This is a genomic window from Hungatella sp., assembly GCF_046966825.1.
The window spans coordinates 25,328-44,297 of record NZ_JBKVCZ010000012.1; the positions used below are offsets into that span (position 1 = coordinate 25,328).

Annotated in this window: 17 protein-coding genes and 1 other annotated feature; of the genes, 11 read left to right on the forward strand and 6 right to left on the reverse strand. The window is 44.5% G+C overall.

From position 1 onward, the window contains the following. The first annotated feature begins 79 nt into the window (after positions 1 to 79). On the forward strand, positions 80 to 538 hold the full coding sequence (locus tag ACLTD4_RS05890) for a MarR family winged helix-turn-helix transcriptional regulator (RefSeq protein WP_002605672.1): 459 nt from the start codon (positions 80 to 82) through the stop codon (positions 536 to 538). Between the two features lie 19 nt (positions 539 to 557). Next, on the forward strand, positions 558 to 1,091 hold the full coding sequence (locus ACLTD4_RS05895) for a GerMN domain-containing protein (protein WP_055659876.1): 534 nt from the start codon (positions 558 to 560) through the stop codon (positions 1,089 to 1,091). 268 nt (positions 1,092 to 1,359) lie between these two features. Here the strand turns inward: ACLTD4_RS05895 and ACLTD4_RS05900 are convergent, their stop codons facing one another. Further along, positions 1,360 to 3,180 carry a DUF885 domain-containing protein gene (locus ACLTD4_RS05900; protein ID WP_117622705.1) on the reverse strand — a complete coding sequence of 607 codons (1,821 nt, stop codon included), beginning with the start codon at positions 3,178 to 3,180 and terminating at the stop codon, positions 1,360 to 1,362. 173 nt (positions 3,181 to 3,353) lie between these two features. Continuing rightward, positions 3,354 to 3,617 (forward strand) — a binding site (T-box leader). A gap of 138 nt (positions 3,618 to 3,755) precedes the next feature. Between ACLTD4_RS05900 and metG the strand changes: the two genes are divergently transcribed. From metG to dhaS, 5 genes are all read left to right on the forward strand, one after another. Next, a complete protein-coding gene (metG, locus tag ACLTD4_RS05905; protein ID WP_117622704.1) occupies positions 3,756 to 5,750 on the forward strand; it encodes a methionine--tRNA ligase in 1,995 nt (664 codons plus the stop codon). Between the two features lie 134 nt (positions 5,751 to 5,884). Next, positions 5,885 to 6,640 (forward strand): TraX family protein, encoded by a 756-nt coding sequence (locus ACLTD4_RS05910; RefSeq protein ID WP_117622744.1) that lies wholly within the window; start codon positions 5,885 to 5,887, stop codon positions 6,638 to 6,640. 58 nt (positions 6,641 to 6,698) lie between these two features. Beyond that, a complete protein-coding gene (locus tag ACLTD4_RS05915) occupies positions 6,699 to 7,463 on the forward strand; it encodes a TatD family hydrolase (RefSeq protein WP_117622743.1) in 765 nt (254 codons plus the stop codon). A 12-nt stretch (positions 7,464 to 7,475) separates the two neighbouring features. Continuing rightward, positions 7,476 to 8,345, forward strand: a complete 870-nt coding sequence (gene rsmA, locus ACLTD4_RS05920) for a 16S rRNA (adenine(1518)-N(6)/adenine(1519)-N(6))-dimethyltransferase RsmA (protein WP_117622703.1) — start codon at positions 7,476 to 7,478, stop codon at positions 8,343 to 8,345. Position 8,346: 1 nt separating this feature from the next. After that, positions 8,347 to 8,910, forward strand: coding sequence for a dihydroxyacetone kinase transcriptional activator DhaS (gene dhaS, locus ACLTD4_RS05925; RefSeq protein WP_055659883.1), 564 nt, complete (start codon positions 8,347 to 8,349; stop codon positions 8,908 to 8,910). Here dhaS and ACLTD4_RS05930 read toward each other — a convergent pair. After that, positions 8,907 to 9,143: a hypothetical protein gene (locus ACLTD4_RS05930; protein ID WP_055659885.1), complete on the reverse strand. Its 237-nt coding sequence runs from the start codon at positions 9,141 to 9,143 to the stop codon at positions 8,907 to 8,909. The two genes, dhaS and ACLTD4_RS05930, sit on opposite strands and share 4 nt — an antisense overlap. A gap of 241 nt (positions 9,144 to 9,384) precedes the next feature. On the opposite strand from ACLTD4_RS05930, the gene ACLTD4_RS05935 reads away from it, so the two are divergent. Together ACLTD4_RS05935 and ACLTD4_RS05940 are read left to right on the forward strand one after the other, a co-directional pair. Further along, positions 9,385 to 11,118, forward strand: coding sequence for an oleate hydratase (locus ACLTD4_RS05935; protein WP_055659886.1), 1,734 nt, complete (start codon positions 9,385 to 9,387; stop codon positions 11,116 to 11,118). A gap of 194 nt (positions 11,119 to 11,312) precedes the next feature. Further along, positions 11,313 to 12,983 carry a peptide ABC transporter substrate-binding protein gene (locus tag ACLTD4_RS05940; RefSeq protein WP_117622702.1) on the forward strand — a complete coding sequence of 557 codons (1,671 nt, stop codon included), beginning with the start codon at positions 11,313 to 11,315 and terminating at the stop codon, positions 12,981 to 12,983. Between the two features lie 119 nt (positions 12,984 to 13,102). Here the strand turns inward: ACLTD4_RS05940 and ACLTD4_RS05945 are convergent, their stop codons facing one another. Genes ACLTD4_RS05945 through ACLTD4_RS05960 form a run of 4 tightly spaced genes read right to left on the reverse strand, consistent with a single transcriptional unit; the run spans position 13,103 to position 15,810 of the window. After that, on the reverse strand, positions 13,103 to 13,852 hold the full coding sequence (locus tag ACLTD4_RS05945; RefSeq protein WP_117622701.1) for an N-acetyltransferase: 750 nt from the start codon (positions 13,850 to 13,852) through the stop codon (positions 13,103 to 13,105). Positions 13,853 to 13,904: 52 nt separating this feature from the next. Continuing rightward, positions 13,905 to 14,456 carry a TIGR01440 family protein gene (locus ACLTD4_RS05950; protein ID WP_117622700.1) on the reverse strand — a complete coding sequence of 184 codons (552 nt, stop codon included), beginning with the start codon at positions 14,454 to 14,456 and terminating at the stop codon, positions 13,905 to 13,907. A gap of 30 nt (positions 14,457 to 14,486) precedes the next feature. Beyond that, on the reverse strand, positions 14,487 to 14,906 hold the full coding sequence (locus tag ACLTD4_RS05955; protein WP_055659891.1) for an HIT family protein: 420 nt from the start codon (positions 14,904 to 14,906) through the stop codon (positions 14,487 to 14,489). Between the two features lie 40 nt (positions 14,907 to 14,946). Continuing rightward, positions 14,947 to 15,810 (reverse strand): MurR/RpiR family transcriptional regulator, encoded by an 864-nt coding sequence (locus ACLTD4_RS05960; protein ID WP_117622699.1) that lies wholly within the window; start codon positions 15,808 to 15,810, stop codon positions 14,947 to 14,949. A gap of 197 nt (positions 15,811 to 16,007) precedes the next feature. Here ACLTD4_RS05960 and ACLTD4_RS05965 point away from each other — a divergent pair, with 197 nt between their 5' ends. After that, a complete protein-coding gene (locus tag ACLTD4_RS05965; protein WP_117622698.1) occupies positions 16,008 to 17,483 on the forward strand; it encodes a glycoside hydrolase family 1 protein in 1,476 nt (491 codons plus the stop codon). A gap of 21 nt (positions 17,484 to 17,504) precedes the next feature. Beyond that, complete coding sequence (locus ACLTD4_RS05970; RefSeq protein WP_117622697.1) at positions 17,505 to 18,884, forward strand: PTS transporter subunit EIIC; 1,380 nt, start codon at positions 17,505 to 17,507, stop codon at positions 18,882 to 18,884. Positions 18,885 to 18,970 lie beyond the last annotated feature (86 nt).

The window sequence follows — 18,970 nt, forward strand, 5'->3', positions numbered from 1 at the left end:
ATTTCATAAGAATTCAGGTGGTTGCCTTAGGATTCATTATCATGTATAATCATGAGGAAGCTTTTATTGGCAGGAACGTATGAAAGGGATAGACGTGGATACTTACGGGACTCTTAACGAAGTATTGGTAAGATTGTTTCGCGATATTATGGACATAGAACAACAGGCCATTATTACGTCTGAGTTTAAGGACTTGACAAATAATGATATGCATGTTATAGAAGCCATTGGGATCGAAGAACCGAAGAATATGTCAACTATAGCAAAAGAGCTTTCTGTGACAGTCGGGACACTGACGATTGCGATGAACAGTCTGGTTAAGAAAGGCTATGTGACTCGTCAGAGAGGAAAAGAGGACCGCCGCGTTGTCTATATATTTCTTTCAGAAAAAGGAAGGGCTGCTTACGAGCATCATGCCAGATTCCATAAGGATATGATCGATGGCGTTATCGGTCAGCTGAGCGGAGATGAAGTAGAAGCTTTGATTAAAGCTCTGACCAAGTTAAATACCTGGTTTCGGAGCCTTGAGGAGAACTAGAAGGAGGCTATAATTAATCATGAAAAAATTCATCATGTGTTTTGTAGGAGCTATGCTGGTATTATCTTTGGCGGCATGTACACCAACTCCCGTAAAACAGTCAGAATCAGCAACAGAGCCTATGGTTGAGGCATCGACCGGCGGGGCCAGCGATAAAGTACCGGACCCGAACGTGGAACCGATGGAGATCATATCTGTATACAGTTCTAACGAAGATGCGACAGGATTAAATCAGGCGATGGATGCAGTAGATGAACTGACAGCGCAGTCGCTGGTTGATAAGCTGATTGAATATGGTGTTTTAGAAGAAGGGACTGAGGTCCTTAATTTTGACACAAAAGATGGCATCGGTACCCTTGATCTTTCAAAAGTACCATCCAGCGGGACATCAGGGGAATTATTAATGCTGACAGCCATTGGGAATACATTTACGGAAAATTTTGAACTGGACAAGCTGAAGCTTCTTGTAGATGGAAAGAATTATTCCAGCGGGCACATTGAGCATGGCGATAATGATTATCTGGAATACAACAGAGATTATAAAAAGCTGTAAAGAGGCATGCAATAATTATTATCATATCGAAGATACTGGTTATGTGTGAAATTATAAAATAGTAATATGGCAGATAGATAAAGGTGCCGCTTAATCACTAAGTAAATGTGATTAAGCGGCACCTTTATTCAGTACAAATTAAGGGCTGAATAAACATACTAAGAAATTAGAAAATGCATGCTCGATGAAATCGTCAGTTGGTTAAATGTTCAATAAATAGAGTTGGATAAGTGGCCAAATAAATACCCATTAAACTCATTTTCTGATTCTACTGATCCATCTGTTCCGCCAGCCACAACCGGAAATATGGCTGTATTATGCTGAATTGAGCCGGACCGATGTCGAGGAGAAAGGTGTGGAATGCTTTTAAATCAAACTGATCTTTCAAAATCTTTTCCGCTGTATTTCTCATTTCCATAATTTCCATGTATCCCACGTAATACTCCATATAGTTGGTAGGATTCTCCACCAGGCTGTAATAGATGGTATCTGCGACATCACTGTCACCGATATTATAAAATTTACTGAGATATTCTTTTACCTGTCCTTTGTCCCAGCCATCGTAATTAATGCAGATATCGAGCAGTGCATACAGGCCGAGAGAGATGGCGGCATTGTGGGCCAGAAGCTGCCCCATGCTCGGATCGAGTCCATTGTCGAGCGTGTAGGAATAATACTCTACATAGGTGGCCCAGCCTTCCGAATAGCTGGAGAAGGACAAAATCTTCCGAAGATCACAGGTGTTATTGCTGATAAAGTAAACATTTTGATATAGATGGCCTGGATAGCCTTCATGAGCCAGTGTCGGAAATAAATCTTCATTCTGAAACCTGGTGCCGCCGTTAATGTAAATGACGTTATCCTGGTAACGGTCCAGCGGGGGCACAAGGTAAAATGCAGGACTTAAGGAACCCTCCAGTGCTTTTGGAACGTATTTGACCTTATAGCTGCATTTGGGAAGCGCGGGGAAATCTTTGGAAATCTGCGCTTTTAAGGTCTCCAGAATTTCATCGGGCTTTGTATACTGGAATGCATAGGTATCCAGGGCATCGACCAGCTCGGGATGAGTCTGCACGATTTCTCCCAATGCCTTTAGATCAGAATTTAACTGTTTCTCAATTGCCTTCTGAAGCTTTACAACGCTGTCATAGGAGGTGGCCGTGTTGGATTTTACAAGATATTCAAAATATTCCTTTCCCTGTGGAAATTCACTCAGTCCTTTTTCATTAGTCCCTGTTCCCATCAGCGAAGTGATCCCGTCAATGAGGTTCTTATAGGCGGGGATAAAATGTTCTTTTAATACCGCAAGGTTTTGCTCTTTATATGCAGCCTTTTCTTCCGGTGATGCATCGGTAAGAGCATCAACCCGTTCGTTAAAGGTCTCCGCCAGGAAACTGTGATCCGGTTGAATTAAGTAGGCCTCACAGGACTGTAGAACATGGTCGGCGGCGGTGTCACACATGAAAAGTCCTGCCTCCGATTTTTCCTTCTCAAATTCCAGAATCTGTCCATAATATGTATCAATCGTGGACAGCAGGGCCAGGTAGTGATCTACGTCTTTTTTACTGTAAAAGGTGTATTCGGCCAAAAGGATCGGGAGCTGTGCCTGAATGCCGATCGTGCTGGTTAAGGGCTGTGCATAGAGTTCCAGGCCTTCCGAAGATAGTTCCGTCTCAAGATAAGAGGAGAGAATCTTGTAGGTGAGTTTCTGTTCCTTAGTCAGCTTTTTTATATCAATGGAGCCAAGCGCTTTCTTTAAATCCTGCATTTCACCGTAGTTTTTCTTCATGTTGCCCAGAGAAAATTCTCCAAAAGTATCAGGAACTTCTGTGATGCCGCGTGAAGCAGGATCAGCCAACGTGTAATGAAGATCCAGGCCTGAATTCTTAAGTTCTTCTTTGAAAATGGTCTGAGTGAGGGCGTCAAATTGATTCTGGACGCTCACATTTTCCGATTTGTACTGTTCGTACTGGGCGGAAGACGTTTCAGACGGTGTAGGTGTCTTTGGTCCCGCGCAGGCCGCCAGCATGGAGGCCGAGAGAAGAATGGCCAGCAGACGGCGGGCCTGTTTTACGTGTTTGTTTGTCATAATTATTCCTCCAATATTCACTATTATAATTATATGGAGAAAAAGAGAACTCATGAGTTAAAGTTTGACGAAAAACAACGTGTTTTTCAGTTTTATCGGGATTTCTAACCAGTTTCCCGCTTGACAAACCGGATGGAAACTATTACACTAAGAGTTACAAATCCAGTTTATATAGGAATGCAGAGAAAAGAAGAGTAAGAAGAGCGCTTCATGTGCAGAGACTCCCGGGAGCTGAAAAGGGAGCTTGAGGTACTTCCCAACATGGTCTTGGAGCAGCAGAGCCGAAGTGGCGGTTACCGCCTTTAAGCTTTGACGGTTACACCCGTTATCGTGTCAGACTGTAATTCCCGTTTCAAACGGGAGCGCAGCCGAAGAGGTCCGTGTCGTGAGAGACGGATAAATTAAAGTGGTAACACGGGAAATATTCCGTCTTTAAGTGTCCTGAAAGGATATTTACAGGCGGTTTTTTATTTCACAGAAAAACAGGTCTTATGAAATAAAAACGCTTGCCGGACTCTTTATTCTTTTCAGTAATGAAATGCAGTTAGTTATAAAACGTACAGGAGGGAAAAACAATGTGTAAAGATTGTAAGAAAGAACCATATTATATTACCACTGCCATTGCCTATGCGTCGGGAAAACCGCACATTGGTAATACGTATGAGGCAGTGCTTGCGGATGCGATTGCCCGGTTTAAGAGAGCCGAAGGGTATGATGTATTTTTCCAGACAGGAACAGATGAGCACGGTCAGAAGATAGAGGAAAAGGCCGAGGCAGCAGGCGTAACACCACAGGAATTCGTAGATCATGCCGCGGGGCAGATCAAGACGATCTGGGATCTGATGAACACTTCCTATGATAAGTTTATTCGTACAACGGATAAGGATCATGAGGCCCAGGTACAGAAAATTTTCAAAAAGCTGTATGATCAGGGGGATATTTATAAAGGCTATTATGAGGGACTTTACTGTACTCCGTGTGAATCTTTTTTTACGGAATCCCAGTTGGTTGACGGCAAATGTCCAGACTGTGGCCGTGAAGTTAAGCCGGCGAAGGAAGAGGCATATTTCTTCCGTATGAGTAAGTACGCAGACCGCCTGATTAATCATATCAATGAGCATCCGGAGTTTATTCAGCCAGTATCCAGGAAGAATGAGATGATGAACAATTTCCTCCTTCCAGGACTTCAGGATCTTTGTGTATCCAGAACGACATTTAGCTGGGGAATTCCGGTGACCTTCGATCCGAAGCACGTTACCTATGTATGGCTTGACGCGCTGACTAACTATATCACTGGAATTGGATATGACTGTGATGGAAACAGCAGTGCACAGTTTGCGAAACTCTGGCCAGCAGACCTTCATCTGATTGGAAAGGATATCATCCGTTTCCATACTATTTACTGGCCGATCTTCTTAATGGCTCTTGACCTGCCGCTTCCGAAGCAGGTGTTTGGCCATCCGTGGCTGCTTCAGGGCGACGGCAAGATGAGTAAGTCCAAAGGAAATGTCCTCTATGCAGACACTCTGGTAGATTTCTTCGGCGTGGATGCCGTAAGGTATTTTGTCCTTCATGAGATGCCATTTGACAATGATGGAGTGATCTCCTGGGAGCTGATGGTAGAGCGCATGAATTCTGATCTGGCTAATATCCTTGGAAATCTGGTCAACCGTACAATTTCCATGTCCAATAAATACTTTGGCGGCGTGGTCAACAATGCAGGCGATATGGAGGCGTTAGACGACGATTTAAAGGCAGTCGTACTGGACGAAGTGAAAAAGGCCCGCGAAAAGATGGAGAAGCTTCGTGTGGCGGATGCCATTACGGAAATCTTTAACATATTCAGGAGAAGCAATAAATATATTGATGAGACGACACCCTGGGTTCTGGCGAAAGACGAAGCGAAAAAGGGCCGTTTAGAGACTGTGCTCTATAATCTGACAGAGGCCATTACCATTGGAGCATCTCTGCTGGAATCCTTTATGCCGGATACTTCCGCAAAGATTCTGGAGCAGCTTCATACTGAGAAACGCAGTCTGGAGCAGATGGATCAGTTTGGACTTTACCCATGTGGAAATCATGTGACGGATAAACCGGAAATCCTCTTTGCCCGTATGGATATCAAAGAGGTAATGGAGAAAGTAGAGGCCATGCAGGCTGCCTCGGCTGTCGGAACCGCACAGGAAGGCACTGGTGAAGAGACGGGAGCAGACGCACCTGAGGTTATCGATATTGAGGCAAAGCAGGAGATTACCTACGATGACTTTGCGAAGCTGCAGTTTCAGGTAGGTGAAATAATCGCTTGCGAGGCAGTGGCAAAGTCGAAGAAGCTTCTTTGTTCCCAGGTACGTATCGGAAGCCAGGTAAAGCAGATTGTAAGCGGAATTAAAGCGCACTATACTCCGGAAGAGATGGTAGGCAAGAAGGTTATGGTAGTCGTAAACTTAAAGCCTGCGAAGCTGGCGGGAGTACTTTCTGAGGGCATGCTTCTGTGCGCAGAGGACGCGGAAGGCAATTTATCCCTTATGGTACCGGAAAAAACGATGCCTGCGGGAGCAGAAATCTGTTAATAGAGTAGAAGGTTGGGGCTGGGTTCCGGGAATCCGGCCCCAGTAATCTATACTCCAAATCTTTGCGTACTCAGTACCTGCTATACACGCCAGGATTTGGAGGACAGACTACTGGTTTTATGAAAGGAGTATGGATGGAGCAGACTTCAGCAAAATATGGAGCCGGCGAACGGTCAGGTGGAATTTCGGGAAATACACTTAAGACGGTTGCGATTGTTACCATGCTTATTGATCATATCGGAGCGGGAATTGTGGAACCATATCTCAATATGAACATGGTAGCGATGGAAGGAAATGAGTTGCTTGGCCGTCTCTATTACCTGGATATGGGGCTGCGCATCATTGGAAGAGCTGCCTTTCCGATTTTCTGCTTCCTGCTGGTGGAAGGATTTCTCCACACACATAATGTGAAAAAATACGGGAGCCGTCTGCTTCTGTTCGGTCTGATCTCGGAGATTCCATTTGATCTGGCATTCTTTGGTACCTGGTTTTATCCGGCATATCAGAACGTTTATATTACACTTTTTATTGGCCTGGTGGTCCTGGTTGGATACCGGCGCTGGGAGTATGACGCGGTTAAGAAAATGTTAGTGGTTGCGGCTGGCTGTGCGACGGCTTATCTGCTGAGATGCGATTATGATATCAGCGGTATACTGATGATTGTTATTCTATATGAGTTTCGGAGAAATAAGCGATATCAGGTGCTTGTGGGCGGACTTATGGCGGCGCTGGAAAGCATCAGCTTTTTTGGAGCGGCAGTGCTGGCATTTATTCCAATCAGCATGTATAATGGTACGAGAGGCCGGATAAATTTAAAGTATTTTTTCTATTGGTTTTATCCGGTCCATATAATGGTATTATATCTGATTCAGCTCCTGGTTGTCAGGTGACAGGCTCGTTTTGTCAGCGCGGGCGGAACTGGGTTCAGTGATATGAGGGAAGAAAATGATGATATTTGATACACATGCTCATTATGACGATGAGCAGTTTGACGAGGACCGGGATGAACTCCTTGCTTCCATGCAGGAATGTGGAGTGGAAGCGGTTACTAATATTGGGGCCAGCCTTGCTACCTCGCAAAATACGATTGAACTGACAAAGAAGTATCCGTTTGTCTATGGAGCAATAGGCGTCCATCCCAATGAGGTCGACGAACTGAATGAGGGTGGTATTGCCTGGCTGAAAGAAAATTCTGTTTTGCCGAAAATTGTGGCTGTCGGTGAGATTGGTCTCGATTATTACTGGGATGAGCCGGGGCGGGAGGTTCAGAAAAAGTGGTTCCTGCGTCAACTGGAGCTGGCTCGGGAAGTGAAGCTTCCAGTTGTGATTCACAGCCGCGATGCTGCGAAAGATACGCTGGATATTATGAAGTCATTTCATGCAGAGAATCTCGGCGGAGTGATTCACTGCTTCTCCTATACGAAGGAGATGGCGCGGGAATATTTAAATATGGGTTTCTATCTGGGAATCGGCGGAGTCGTAACCTTCAAAAACGCAAAGAAGCTGAAGGAAGTCGTGGAATATATGCCGATGGAGCAGATGGTTTTAGAGACAGACTGTCCCTATCTTTCGCCTGTTCCAAACCGTGGTAAACGCAACTCATCGCTGAATCTCCCGTATGTGGTGGAGGAAGTGGCCCGCTTAAAAGGGATTTCGGCGGACGAGGTAATAGAAATCACAAACAGAAACGCGAAAACAATGTACAGGCTTTAATGGAGGGCGCGAATGGCGACACTGGGAAACCCCCAAAAGACGATAGAGATCATACAGAAATATGAATTTGCATTTCAGAAAAAATTTGGTCAGAATTTTCTGATCGATACCCATGTGCTGGAAAAGATTATAGCGGCTGCGGGTGTGACGGAGGATGACTGCGTGCTGGAGATTGGACCGGGAATCGGGACTATGACGCAGTATCTGGCGGAACATGCCAGAAGTGTTGTAGCGGTGGAGATCGATAAGAATCTGATTCCGATTCTTCAGGAGACACTGAAGGAGTATGAGAACATCACCATAATCAACGACGATATCTTGAAGGTTGACATAAATAAACTGACAGAGGAATATAATGGTGGACGGCCGATTAAGGTGGTTGCCAATCTTCCTTATTATATTACGACGCCAATTATTATGGGGCTCTTCGAAGGAGGAGTTCCCATCGACAATATTACCGTCATGGTTCAAAAAGAAGTGGCGGAACGTATGCAGGTAGGGCCGGGATCCAAGGACTACGGAGCGTTGTCGCTGGCGGTGCAGTACTATGCTGACGCCTATATTGTGGCCAATGTGCCGCCTAACTGTTTTATCCCGAGACCGGGGGTTGGATCCGCAGTAATCAGGCTGACAAGGCATAAAGAACCACCGGTAGAAGTGGATGATCCAAAGCTGATGTTTAAGCTCATACGTGCGTCCTTTAATCAAAGGCGTAAAACGCTGCAGAATGGGCTGAACAATTCGCCGGAACTGCCTTTTGCCAAAGATGAGATCGCAGATGCCATCGAGAGTCTGGGCGTCACTCCTCAGATACGTGGGGAGGCGCTGACACTGAAACAGTTTGCAGATTTAAGCAACTATTTTACACGTAACAGGGGGTAATATGTCAGATTCACTCATTACAAAAAAAGCGATTGCCGCGGCGCTGAAACAGGTTTGCAGGGAAAAGCCGTTTGATAAGATATCGATCGCGGATATTACCGCGGTATGCGGATTAAACCGTCAGACGTTTTATTATCATTTTCAGGATAAATATGAACTGCTCAGCTGGATCTATTATAACGAGAACTTTTCTAAAATCACAGAAGATATTACCTTCGATAACTGGGATCAGAAATTCCTGGAGATGCTTCGGATTATGGAAAAAGAAAAGCCGTTTTATGTAAACACACTGAAAGAACAGGAACACACCTTTGAGAGCTATTTATTTGAGATGGCCAAAGCCCTGTTTTTAGAGGCTATTGCCAGATTGGATGAGAATAATCATTTAAATGATGTAGAGCGGGAGTTTGATGCCGAGTTTTATGCGTATGGTATTTGCGGAGTTATCGTTTCCTGGACTCAGAGTGGAATGAGAATAAAACCAGAAGTTGTGGCGGAACACTTAAGGAGCCTGGCCAAGGATACAGAGCGGATCGGTTATATCCGAAGCCAGGGCACTGTTTAAGAAATCTTATTCATGATATAGCTGATGCATTCTTCCATTGAGGAAGTCTTGATCAGCTGGAGCAGCTCATCGTATTTCATACGGCACTCACACGGGGAAGTACTGAACTTGTTTAAAAGTTCCTCGATGTTGCGGGCCGTCCGTTCCGGTGATTTTTTACTGTTTTTTAAAAAATGGAAGAGCGCCGTTTTAAACACGGATTCTCTTAGATGTTCCTGCATGGTTGCATACATGACAATCCCCCCTGACTAATCTGACTCTGTAATTGAACGCTGTAATCTGACTATATTGTAAAAGATGAGAATCGATTTATCGATAGACAAAATAGAAAAAATGTCTGGTTTTGCGACACCGTATTGACGGTGTCGTTTTTTTTGACATTAAAAATTTCATGTATGGTGACAGGCCAGATGAAGTATGCTAATATTAGGCTATGAACAGTAACCGATTGACGAGGTAAGAAAGGAAACGGATATGAAGAAAAAAAATGGACTGGGAAAAGCGATTGTCTGGGGCGCGGCAGCAGCGGCGGCCGGTGTAGCGGCAAAAAAAGCGTATGATAATTCAAAAAAGAAACAGGAAGAGAAAGTAGATAACGTATCGGATCAGGTTATGGAAAACCGCAGCTATGAGGGAAAGAACGCCTATTTTGTTGGCGGCGGACTCGGAAGCATGGCAGGCGCGGCGTATTTAATCCGTGACTGTAAGTTCCCGGCAGAGCAGATCACAATCTATGAGGGAATGCATATTCTCGGCGGCAGCAATGATGGAATCGGTACTCCGGAAGGCGGATTTGTATGCCGCGGCGGCAGAATGTTAAACGAAGAGACGTATGAGAATTTCTGGGAGTTATTTGGCTCAATCCCATCACTCAATAATCCTGACAGAAGTGTGACAGAGGAGATATTGAATTTCGATCACGCTCATCCGACACATGCAAAGGCCCGGCTGGTGGATAAGGATGGAAACATTCTTGATGTGAGGAGCATGGGATTCACTCAGGAAGAGCGAATGGCCCTGCTGAAGCTGATGAACACACCGGAAGATAAACTGGATGATATGACAATCGAGCAGTGGTTTGCGGACATGCCTCATTTCTTTACTACGAATTTCTGGTATATGTGGCAAACGACCTTTGCTTTCCAGAAATGGAGCAGTCTGTTTGAATTCCGCCGTTATATGCGCCGGATGATTCTGGAGTTTTCGAGAATTGAGACGCTGGAAGGCGTGACGAGAACCCCATTAAACCAGTATGACAGTGTAATTAAGCCACTGGAAACATATTTGAGAGATAAGGGTGTTAATTTTATTGAAAACTGTACGGTGACAGATATTGATTTTGCAGACGGAGATGGAATTACTGCAAAAACACTGCATCTGGATGATAACGGAGAAGAGAAAACTGTTGAAATCCAAGCGGGTGATATCTGTATTATGACTAATGCGTGTATGACAGACAGTGCAACTCTGGGTGATCTCCATACACCTGCTCCGGAACCGGAATTAAAGCCTATTTCGGGTGAACTCTGGAGCAAGGTGACGATGAAAAAGCCAGGACTGGGAAATCCGGAACCGTTCTTTGGAGACGTACATGAGACAAACTGGGAGAGTTTTACTGTGACAAGCCGTGGTAATAAGCTGTTAAAAATGATCGAGGATTTAACTGGCAACGTACCGGGAAGCGGCGCCCTGATGACATTTAAAGACTCTAACTGGCTGATGAGCATAGTAATAGCAGCGCAGCCACACTTTATTAATCAGCCAATGGATGAGACGATATTCTGGGGTTATGGCCTGTATACGGATCATGTGGGTGATTATGTGAAGAAACCGATGAAGGACTGTACGGGGGAAGAAATGCTGACAGAACTTCTTCATCATCTGCATATGGAGGACCATATCGATGAGATCATGGCCGATGTGGTCAATGTTATTCCATGTATGATGCCTTATGTAGATGCCCAGTTCCAGCCGCGTAAGATGACCGACCGTCCGAACGTGGTACCGGAGGGCTCTACCAACTTCGCCATGATCAGTCAGTTCGTAGAGATTCCGGATGACATGGTATTTACAGAAGAGTATTCCGTGCGTGCAGCCAGAATCGCTGTATATACTTTGATGGACGTGGATAAGACGATCTGTCCAGTTACACCATATGTAAAGGATCCAAAGGTACTTTTAAAAGCAGTACAGACGGCATACCGTTAATTGGAGGGAAAAGCCGGGGAGCAGAGAAATTAAGCTTCCCGGCTTTTTAATTGCTCTATTTATTAATATTTCCACGAATCTTCCAAAAAATGAAAAGATTTTATGGATTGCAAGAAAGTTAAATGTATGGTATGCTATAATCTGCGCTGTCTGTCACAGACAGACAAAGAGAAAAGATATGGAGGGAAAGTAACATGAAAAAAATGGCACTTGTATTAGCTGCTGTTCTGGCTTCTGGTATGGTTCTGACCGCGTGCGGCGGATCCGGCAATGCGGCGAAGGAAACAACAGGTAATAATACATCGACCACAACCACAGCCACCGGCGGACTTGATCTTGCAGTTCAGGTTGGACCTGATCCGGAGACTGTAGATCCGGCATTAAACACGGCAATTGATGCATCTAATATTATTCTGCACGCATTTGAGACGCTTCTTACCTTTGATGAGAACAATGATATTGTTCCTGGACAGGCAGAATCCTTTGATGTGAGCGATGACGGACTTACTTATACATTCCATCTTCGTGATGGATTAAAGTGGAGCGACGGCTCTGATTTTACAGCGGAAGACTTTGTTTATTCATGGAAGCGTCTGGCCGATCCGATGACGGCGGCTCCGTATGCAGCAGACATGCTGTCTATGGTAAAAGGCTATGAAGAAGCTGCGGCCGGAGACATCGACGCTTTGGCAGTGTCCGCACCTGACGCAAAGACTCTGGTTGTAGAATTAGCCAGCCCTTGTGTTTACTTTGACAAAATCATAACTCACGCAAGCATGGCTCCTGTTAAAAAGGATGTTGTAGATGCTAATGGTGATCAGTGGGCTCTGGCTCCTGAGACCTATGTATCCAACGGACCGTTAAAGATGATCGAGTGGGTACCGGGATCTCATATGACTTTTGCAAAAAATGAAAATTACTGGAATGCTGACAAAGTTACCTTAAATTCCTTAAAGTTCGTTCTGATGGAAGATTCCAATGCGGCTTACAGTGCTTATCAGACTGGCGAAGTACAGATGATTAAGGATATTCCGACTGAGGAGATTCCAAGTCTGCAGGATAGCCCGGATTACCATCTGGATCCTCGTCTTGCTACCTCTTATACGATCTTTAACACACAGAAGGCGCCATTTGATAATGCAAAAGTGCGTATGGCTCTGAGCCTTGCTGTTGACCGTGAGTATGTAGCTAATACACTGATGATCGGCACCGTTGCCCCGGCAACCAACTTCGTAGGCCCTGGCATCTCTGACGTAGAAGCTGGTTCCTCCTTTGAAGAAGTAACACGTGCGAATAACGGCGGGGATTTCTTTAATGTAAGTGATTATGAGGCTGATCTGGCAAAAGCGAAGGAACTCCTTGCTGAAGCAGGATATCCGAATGGAGAAGGCTTCCCGATCATTGAATATATGACCAATGATGCAGGTTATAATAAACCGGTTGCCGAATATTTACAGAGTGCCTGGAAAGACCTTGGTATAACAATGGACATTAAGATCGTAGAGTGGTCTACCTTCACACCAACTCGCCGTGCCGGTGATTTTGAAATCTGTCGTGGCGGCTGGGTATATGACTATGATGATCCTTCCAATATGCTGAACTTACTTGCGAGCACAAGCGGAAACAACGATGGAAAGTATTCCAATCCGGAAGTTGACAAGCTGCTTGAAGAAGCGCGTTCTACTGCTGATAAGGCAGAACATTATGAGAAGCTTCATGCTGCAGAGAACCTGATCATGGAAGATGCAGCTGTTTCTCCGCTTGTTTATTCAAGTGATTTCTATCTGCAGAATCCGAAGTTAAAGGGAACATGGCATTCTCCATATGGTTACTGGTACTTCATGTACGCAACCATGGAAGAGTAATTGGAAATAACAGAAAATTAGAGATCTATAAAGAATTAAATATCTAAGAAATATTGGAAAGGGTTCCGCCACTTGTCAGACAATGTGGCGGGATCCTTTTTGACATACTGGATCATTTGTTATTTTTTTAGTATTCTCATTAAATAGTTAATATCCAGCAGGTTTACTGTTTCAAAATTACCATTATAAAACACACCCCAGTTATTGAATACACAAGGAAGTTCCTTTGCTTTTTGGAGCGTATCTACTTGAATAAAAGATACGGGAATCTTACTCTCTTCACAATGCTGCTTAATCATCTCGATGTTTTGATGAATATAGGGACATTGCAAATCATAATAAATGGTCAGCTCTTTACTTTCGATTCCAGGGGTTTTGACGTTTGGTGCAAATCTTGGAGTTGTCCCATCCAAAGAAAGAGCAAGCAGCTCGTATCCATTGTCAGTAGTGTCGACAACTTCGAAGCCGAATTTCTTTGCAAATGCCTGGTTGGAAAGCCAGGATTTTTGTTTTTTTGCCCCTAGCATGCAAATACCGGATTTTCCTTTTTCTTTGGCATCAGCCAGACAATATTCCATCAGAGCTTTCCCATATCCTTTTCCTTTGTAACTGCCAGTAACCCATAAGCAATAAAGATACAGATAGTTGTCCCCGTTTATAGGGACCCAGGCTGTTTCAAGAGGCGCATATTCTATAAAAACTGTAGCCTTTGCATCTAACTTTCTAAAAACATGACCTTCACTCAGCCGTTCTGAAAGCCATTGGCGCTTTGCCTCAACACCGGGATGGGATTTTTTACTGCGGATAATACAGCATAAATGCTCATTGGCAAGGTTCTCTGTCGTCAAGTTTATAAATTCAGTATCCATATGCTGCCTCGCTTTCAATAAACGGCTGTTATTTTCTTAGCCTTGCGGTATCTTACATTAGTTCAGGATTGTAATGGGCCCGCTCTCCGCCAATAAATTTAGGCCTGGTTCGTGCGCAGACAACGCGGGCGGCACCTACGTATTTGGTGGCGATGCGCACGGGTACCGCAACTGCTTTTAAATGCATGCCGATCAGAGTATCTCCGATATCAATGCCGGCGGCTGCCTGAATATGTTCCACTGCCACCGGATGCTGTAAAGTATGGTACGCCGCAGTGGCAAAGGAGCCGCCGGCCTTTAACTGAGGAACTACATTCACTGGTTCATATCCATAGCGTGCGGCAGCTTCTGCTTCCAGGATCAGAGCCCGGTTTAGGTGTTCGCAGCACTGGGCAGCTACGTCAATGCCGTGAGAAGACATAATCTGATAAATAGCGGTGTATACTGCTTCGCCGATCTCCTCACTGGAGTGAGAGCCGATGCGGTATTCTGCAATTTCACTGGAAGAACAACCGATAACGACAAGATCGTGTTCTTTTAAATGAGCGGCTTCCAATAATTCTGCAGCGGCGTCGGCCGCCTGCTTTCTGATGTCATCTAACATGGATTCCACACTTCCTTTTTGGTTTATCAATTATAATGCGGCGCGGATCGCAACAGCCATGTCTTCATACTCTTCATCAGTTAAATAAACCTTGTCTGGATTCATGGCAAATGTTCCGCCCCATTCATCCCCGCCACTGTATTTGGGCACGATGTGCATATGAAGATGGCAGCCAGTATCTCCGTAAGCACCATAGTTCACTTTGTCAGGATTAAATACCTTGTGTACAGCCTTGGAGACCTTGGCAACATCAGCAAAAAATGCGCTGCGTTCATCATCGCTGATATCGATCAATTCACTGACGTGTTCTTTATACGCGAGAATAACTCTGCCGCGTTTGCTCTGTTCCTTGAATAAATATAAAACGCCGGTTTCCATCTCGCAGACAGGATAACCAAATTTTGCGACCAGTTCTCCCTGCATACAGTATGCGCAATTTGGATCTTTCATAATATTAGTACCTTCTTTCTTTTATTTTTTTATTCTGGATCTATTTTATCAAAATAGAGTGGGGATGGGAAGAGGGCAGAGTGTTAACTTTCTCAATATAGAGATTAAACAACAGGTCAAAGAAATAACTTACGCCGTATCGGGTGTATACATTTTGAATGCCTTCGGTAATGCGGTCACTGGAATGAAATTTGTGACTGAGATAAATCACATTGTTATAGCAGGACTCAAATTTTTCGGAATGATTAAGGGTAATCAGCACTTTGAAGGCGTGGACGTTCTGCAGGTCGTAGAGCGTAGCTATGGCGTAATTGCCGGTGGTTGAGGTAACAATAACCAGGTCTTCAGGCTTTAGATTTTGCAGGAGAGCAGTATCAGGATAGGCATCTGTAACAATACGAATCAGTTTACCGATCGCAGCCAGTCCCTGCTGCAGTACCTTCGCTGGATAACTGGACAGATCCGCAGCCAGGATAACGACCTGTTCACTATCGTGGATGCGTTTTACCAGCACATCGAGATTCTGGGCCAGGAACATCTCATTGATATCCTGCATCATATCATCCATGGAAATACGAAGATACTGGTCGAATTCCGGATGGCAGGCATACTGAACAAAGGCATCCATGTGCTGTCGGGTAATTGGTGCATTCTGTTTCATGGCAGTAAAGCTTTCGTAGCCGATCAGTTTGGCAAATCGTTGAATACTGCTTCGGGAAACATAGCATTCCTCCGCCACATCATAGATACTCAGGTTTTTCAATTCATGAAAATGTTCCAGTAAATATCTTGCCAACACCAGGTTGGTATCATCATCTTCATTGGAATTTAGGACTGCCAATAAAGACGTCATCAAATTAAAATAACTTAAACTGAATTTGTTTTGGATTTTATCTGTATTCATAGCCAAATCATATCACAGGTTTTTTATTCTGTCATCGATATTCACAATAAATTCTTATTCGACTTTCCATAAATGCATTGTTTTTCACAAAATGTGGATTCAAATGTTGAACCCCATCGATTTCGCTTCTTTGGTACACTGTTTGTATGAACCAAACGTAAAAAGCGAAAGACGAATTTTGAAAGGAGACATATTTTATGAAGTATTCAAAGAACCCGGTATTTCCAGAAGGATTCTTATGGGGAGCATCCAGCGCAGCATGGCAGGTAGAGGGGGCAACCAGTGAAGATGGCCGTACTCCCGCGATTATTGATTTGAATTCCCAAACCAAGAAACCTTATGCAGATAACTCGGTAGCATCTGATCATTACCACCATTATAAAGAGGATGTAGCGTTGATGAAGGAGTGCGGCTTTACCAGCTACCGTTTTTCAATTTCCTGGTCCCGTGTAATTCCAGCGGCTGACCGTGAGGTGAATCCCATGGGAATCGCATTTTATAATAACCTGATTAATGAATTGCTAGAGGCAGGGATTACTCCGATTATCACATTGTATCACTATGATATGCCATGCTGGGTAGATGAAAAGTACGGTGGATGGCATAATCGGGCCATTATTGATGAATTCGATTACTATTGCCGTGTCTGCTTTGAGAACTTCGGGGACCGTGTAAAATACTGGCTTACTATTAATGAACAGAATATGCAGATTGTCTATGGTGACTGGTTAGGTGTATCCAAGGGCTGCACAGACTGGTTTAAGGAAAAGTGGCAGATAAACCACATTATGAATTTGTGTCACTCCAAAGCCGTTGTCGCCTGCCATGAGCTGGTTAAAGATGGGAAAATCGGTCCAGTACCTGGATACGTGCCGATTTATCCTTATTCCTGCCGGCCGGAGGATCAGATAGGTGCCATGAATGCGGAGGAACTGACGCAGAAAATCTGGGATGACTTATATGTATTCCGCGAGTACAGCAGTTTTGTAAAAAATTACTGGAAGGTTAATGATATCGATCCGGATATTCGGCCTGGCGATATGGAATTAATAGCCCAGGCGAAAATCGATTTTATCGCGGTTAACTGCTATCGATCTGATGTGGGAATGGCCCCCGATGACAGCTATAAGCAGGAAATCGGTCTTAATAAATCCGGTATCAAGGGGGAATTCGTATATCCTAACTTGCCAGGTGAATATGCGCTGGCCAGAAATCCCTATGTAGAAGTGACGGATTGGGACTGGCATATTGATCCAGTATGCATGCGCTATTCACTGCGTTACCTGTGGGATCACTACCACCTGCCGATGGTTATAACGGAAGCGGGCTATGGTGCTCATGAAGAGCTGGGAAAAGATGGTAAGATTCATGATCAGGCCCGTATTGATTATCTTAGAGAGTATGTTTATAATGTAGGTCTGGCGATTCAGGATGGGGTAGAGGTATTCGGATTCAATCCATGGTCCTTTACCGATCTTCTCAGCACTGGAAACGGCATGGCAAAGCGTTATGGTCTGGTCTTTGTAAACAGGACCGACGATGACTTAAGGGATATGAAACGGATTAAAAAGGACTCGTTTGACTGGTATTCCGCATTGATACACTCTAACGGTCAGGAATGGGGAACGGATATGTCACAGTGGCGTAATTTTGCTAAAAATAAGGTAGAATAAACAATAAGAGGGGGTACCAACATGGCTAAAAAGAATTATGCGGCAATCTGTAACTCGATCATCGCGGTGTGCGGTGGTGAAAATAATATCTCCCGCATTAGTCATTGTATGACTCGTTTGCGCGTACAGCTTTTAGACGGAAGTAGATTAAACAGAGAGGAAGCAGGAAAAATAGCCGGAGTTCTGAACCTGGTAGTACAAAATGGTGAATATCAGTTTGTCATCGGTCAGGATGTTCCAAATTTGTATGCAGAATTTATTAAACATGAGGGGCTTAAGACTGGCGGAGAAGTTACAGACGCCGCTGCATTAAAGCAGGATACGGAAGCGAAAAAGGGAAATGTAATGAATACCATTATGTCTTTTATTGGTGGAACTTTTTCTCCTGTGATTCCCGTGTTAATAGCTGGCGGTCTTACCGGGGCCGTATTGACGCTGCTGACTGCATTCTTTGGAGTATCCACAGAGTCGGGTACTTATACGGTTATCTATGCGATTAACCAGGCAACATTTTACTTCCTGCCGATCTTCATAGGCTTTTCTGCAGCAAACCGACTGAAGTCCAATGGCTTTCTAGGGGCCTTTCTGGGGGCAATACTGCTGTTCTCCACTATTAACAATGCAGAGGGGCTTAATTTTCTTGGTATTCCCATTCAGCAGATTAGTTATAATTCTACGGTATTTCCGGTTATATTGGGTGTGCTTTTTATGGCAGTCGTATACCGCTTCCTTTCTAAGGTGGTTCCCGTGTATCTGCGAACTATCTTTGTACCGTTGATTACCATGCTGATCACAGTGCCTGTGACTTTAATTGTGTTAGGCCCTATTGGTAATCTGATGGGAACATGGCTGGCAAACGGTGTATTTGCCATCTATCGTGCGGCTCCGCCGGTCGCTGTTATGATTATCGGTATAACGACGCCGTTGATGGTCTTCTTTGGTATGAATAATGCGACTTATCCTATTGTATTTGCTCTGTTGGCAGAGGTTGGATCTGATCCGCTGATCTGTACCGGCATGGCCCCGGCTAATGTCGCCGTAGGGGGAGCCTGTCTTGCGGCTGCGCTGATTGCAAAGGACATCAATGACAGAAGTGTGGCTACTGGCGCGGGGATTACTGCGCTGTGTGGAATTACTGAGCCGGGTGTCTACGGAGTGTTATTTACGAAGAAGTATCCTTTAATCGGCGCCATGGTTGGAGGCGGAATCGGCGGACTATTGGCCGGATTGGTGGGGATGACCCAGTATGTAATCTCTACGCCAGGCTTTATCTCTATACCGGCATATATCAATCCAGATGGTACGTCAGCTAATTTGATATGGGCTATAGTAGTCATGGTCCTTGCAGTAACGGTTGCCTTTGGAGTTACTTATGTATTAGGCAAAAAAATGGAGAAATAGATTATGGACGATGAGGGTGACGGCTAAGAGGCTGGACATTAAAAAAACGGTATGCTATGATTGAGAAAATGTATGGAGTAAAGGGG

Coding starts and splice junctions, on each gene's coding strand:
- metG (WP_117622704.1), top strand. CDS start 3,756: ATGTGTAAAGATTGTAAGAAAGAACCATATTATATTACCACTGCCATT.
- ACLTD4_RS05900 (WP_117622705.1), bottom strand. CDS start 3,180: ATGACAAACAAACACGTAAAACAGGCCCGCCGTCTGCTGGCCATTCTT.
- ACLTD4_RS05970 (WP_117622697.1), top strand. CDS start 17,505: ATGGCTAAAAAGAATTATGCGGCAATCTGTAACTCGATCATCGCGGTG.
- ACLTD4_RS05915 (WP_117622743.1), top strand. CDS start 6,699: ATGATATTTGATACACATGCTCATTATGACGATGAGCAGTTTGACGAG.
- ACLTD4_RS05910 (WP_117622744.1), top strand. CDS start 5,885: ATGGAGCAGACTTCAGCAAAATATGGAGCCGGCGAACGGTCAGGTGGA.
- ACLTD4_RS05890 (WP_002605672.1), top strand. CDS start 80: ATGAAAGGGATAGACGTGGATACTTACGGGACTCTTAACGAAGTATTG.
- ACLTD4_RS05930 (WP_055659885.1), bottom strand. CDS start 9,143: ATGTATGCAACCATGCAGGAACATCTAAGAGAATCCGTGTTTAAAACG.
- ACLTD4_RS05960 (WP_117622699.1), bottom strand. CDS start 15,810: ATGAATACAGATAAAATCCAAAACAAATTCAGTTTAAGTTATTTTAAT.
- ACLTD4_RS05940 (WP_117622702.1), top strand. CDS start 11,313: ATGAAAAAAATGGCACTTGTATTAGCTGCTGTTCTGGCTTCTGGTATG.
- ACLTD4_RS05950 (WP_117622700.1), bottom strand. CDS start 14,456: ATGTTAGATGACATCAGAAAGCAGGCGGCCGACGCCGCTGCAGAATTA.
- ACLTD4_RS05895 (WP_055659876.1), top strand. CDS start 558: ATGAAAAAATTCATCATGTGTTTTGTAGGAGCTATGCTGGTATTATCT.
- dhaS (WP_055659883.1), top strand. CDS start 8,347: ATGTCAGATTCACTCATTACAAAAAAAGCGATTGCCGCGGCGCTGAAA.
- rsmA (WP_117622703.1), top strand. CDS start 7,476: ATGGCGACACTGGGAAACCCCCAAAAGACGATAGAGATCATACAGAAA.
- ACLTD4_RS05965 (WP_117622698.1), top strand. CDS start 16,008: ATGAAGTATTCAAAGAACCCGGTATTTCCAGAAGGATTCTTATGGGGA.
- ACLTD4_RS05935 (WP_055659886.1), top strand. CDS start 9,385: ATGAAGAAAAAAAATGGACTGGGAAAAGCGATTGTCTGGGGCGCGGCA.
- ACLTD4_RS05945 (WP_117622701.1), bottom strand. CDS start 13,852: ATGGATACTGAATTTATAAACTTGACGACAGAGAACCTTGCCAATGAG.
- ACLTD4_RS05955 (WP_055659891.1), bottom strand. CDS start 14,906: ATGAAAGATCCAAATTGCGCATACTGTATGCAGGGAGAACTGGTCGCA.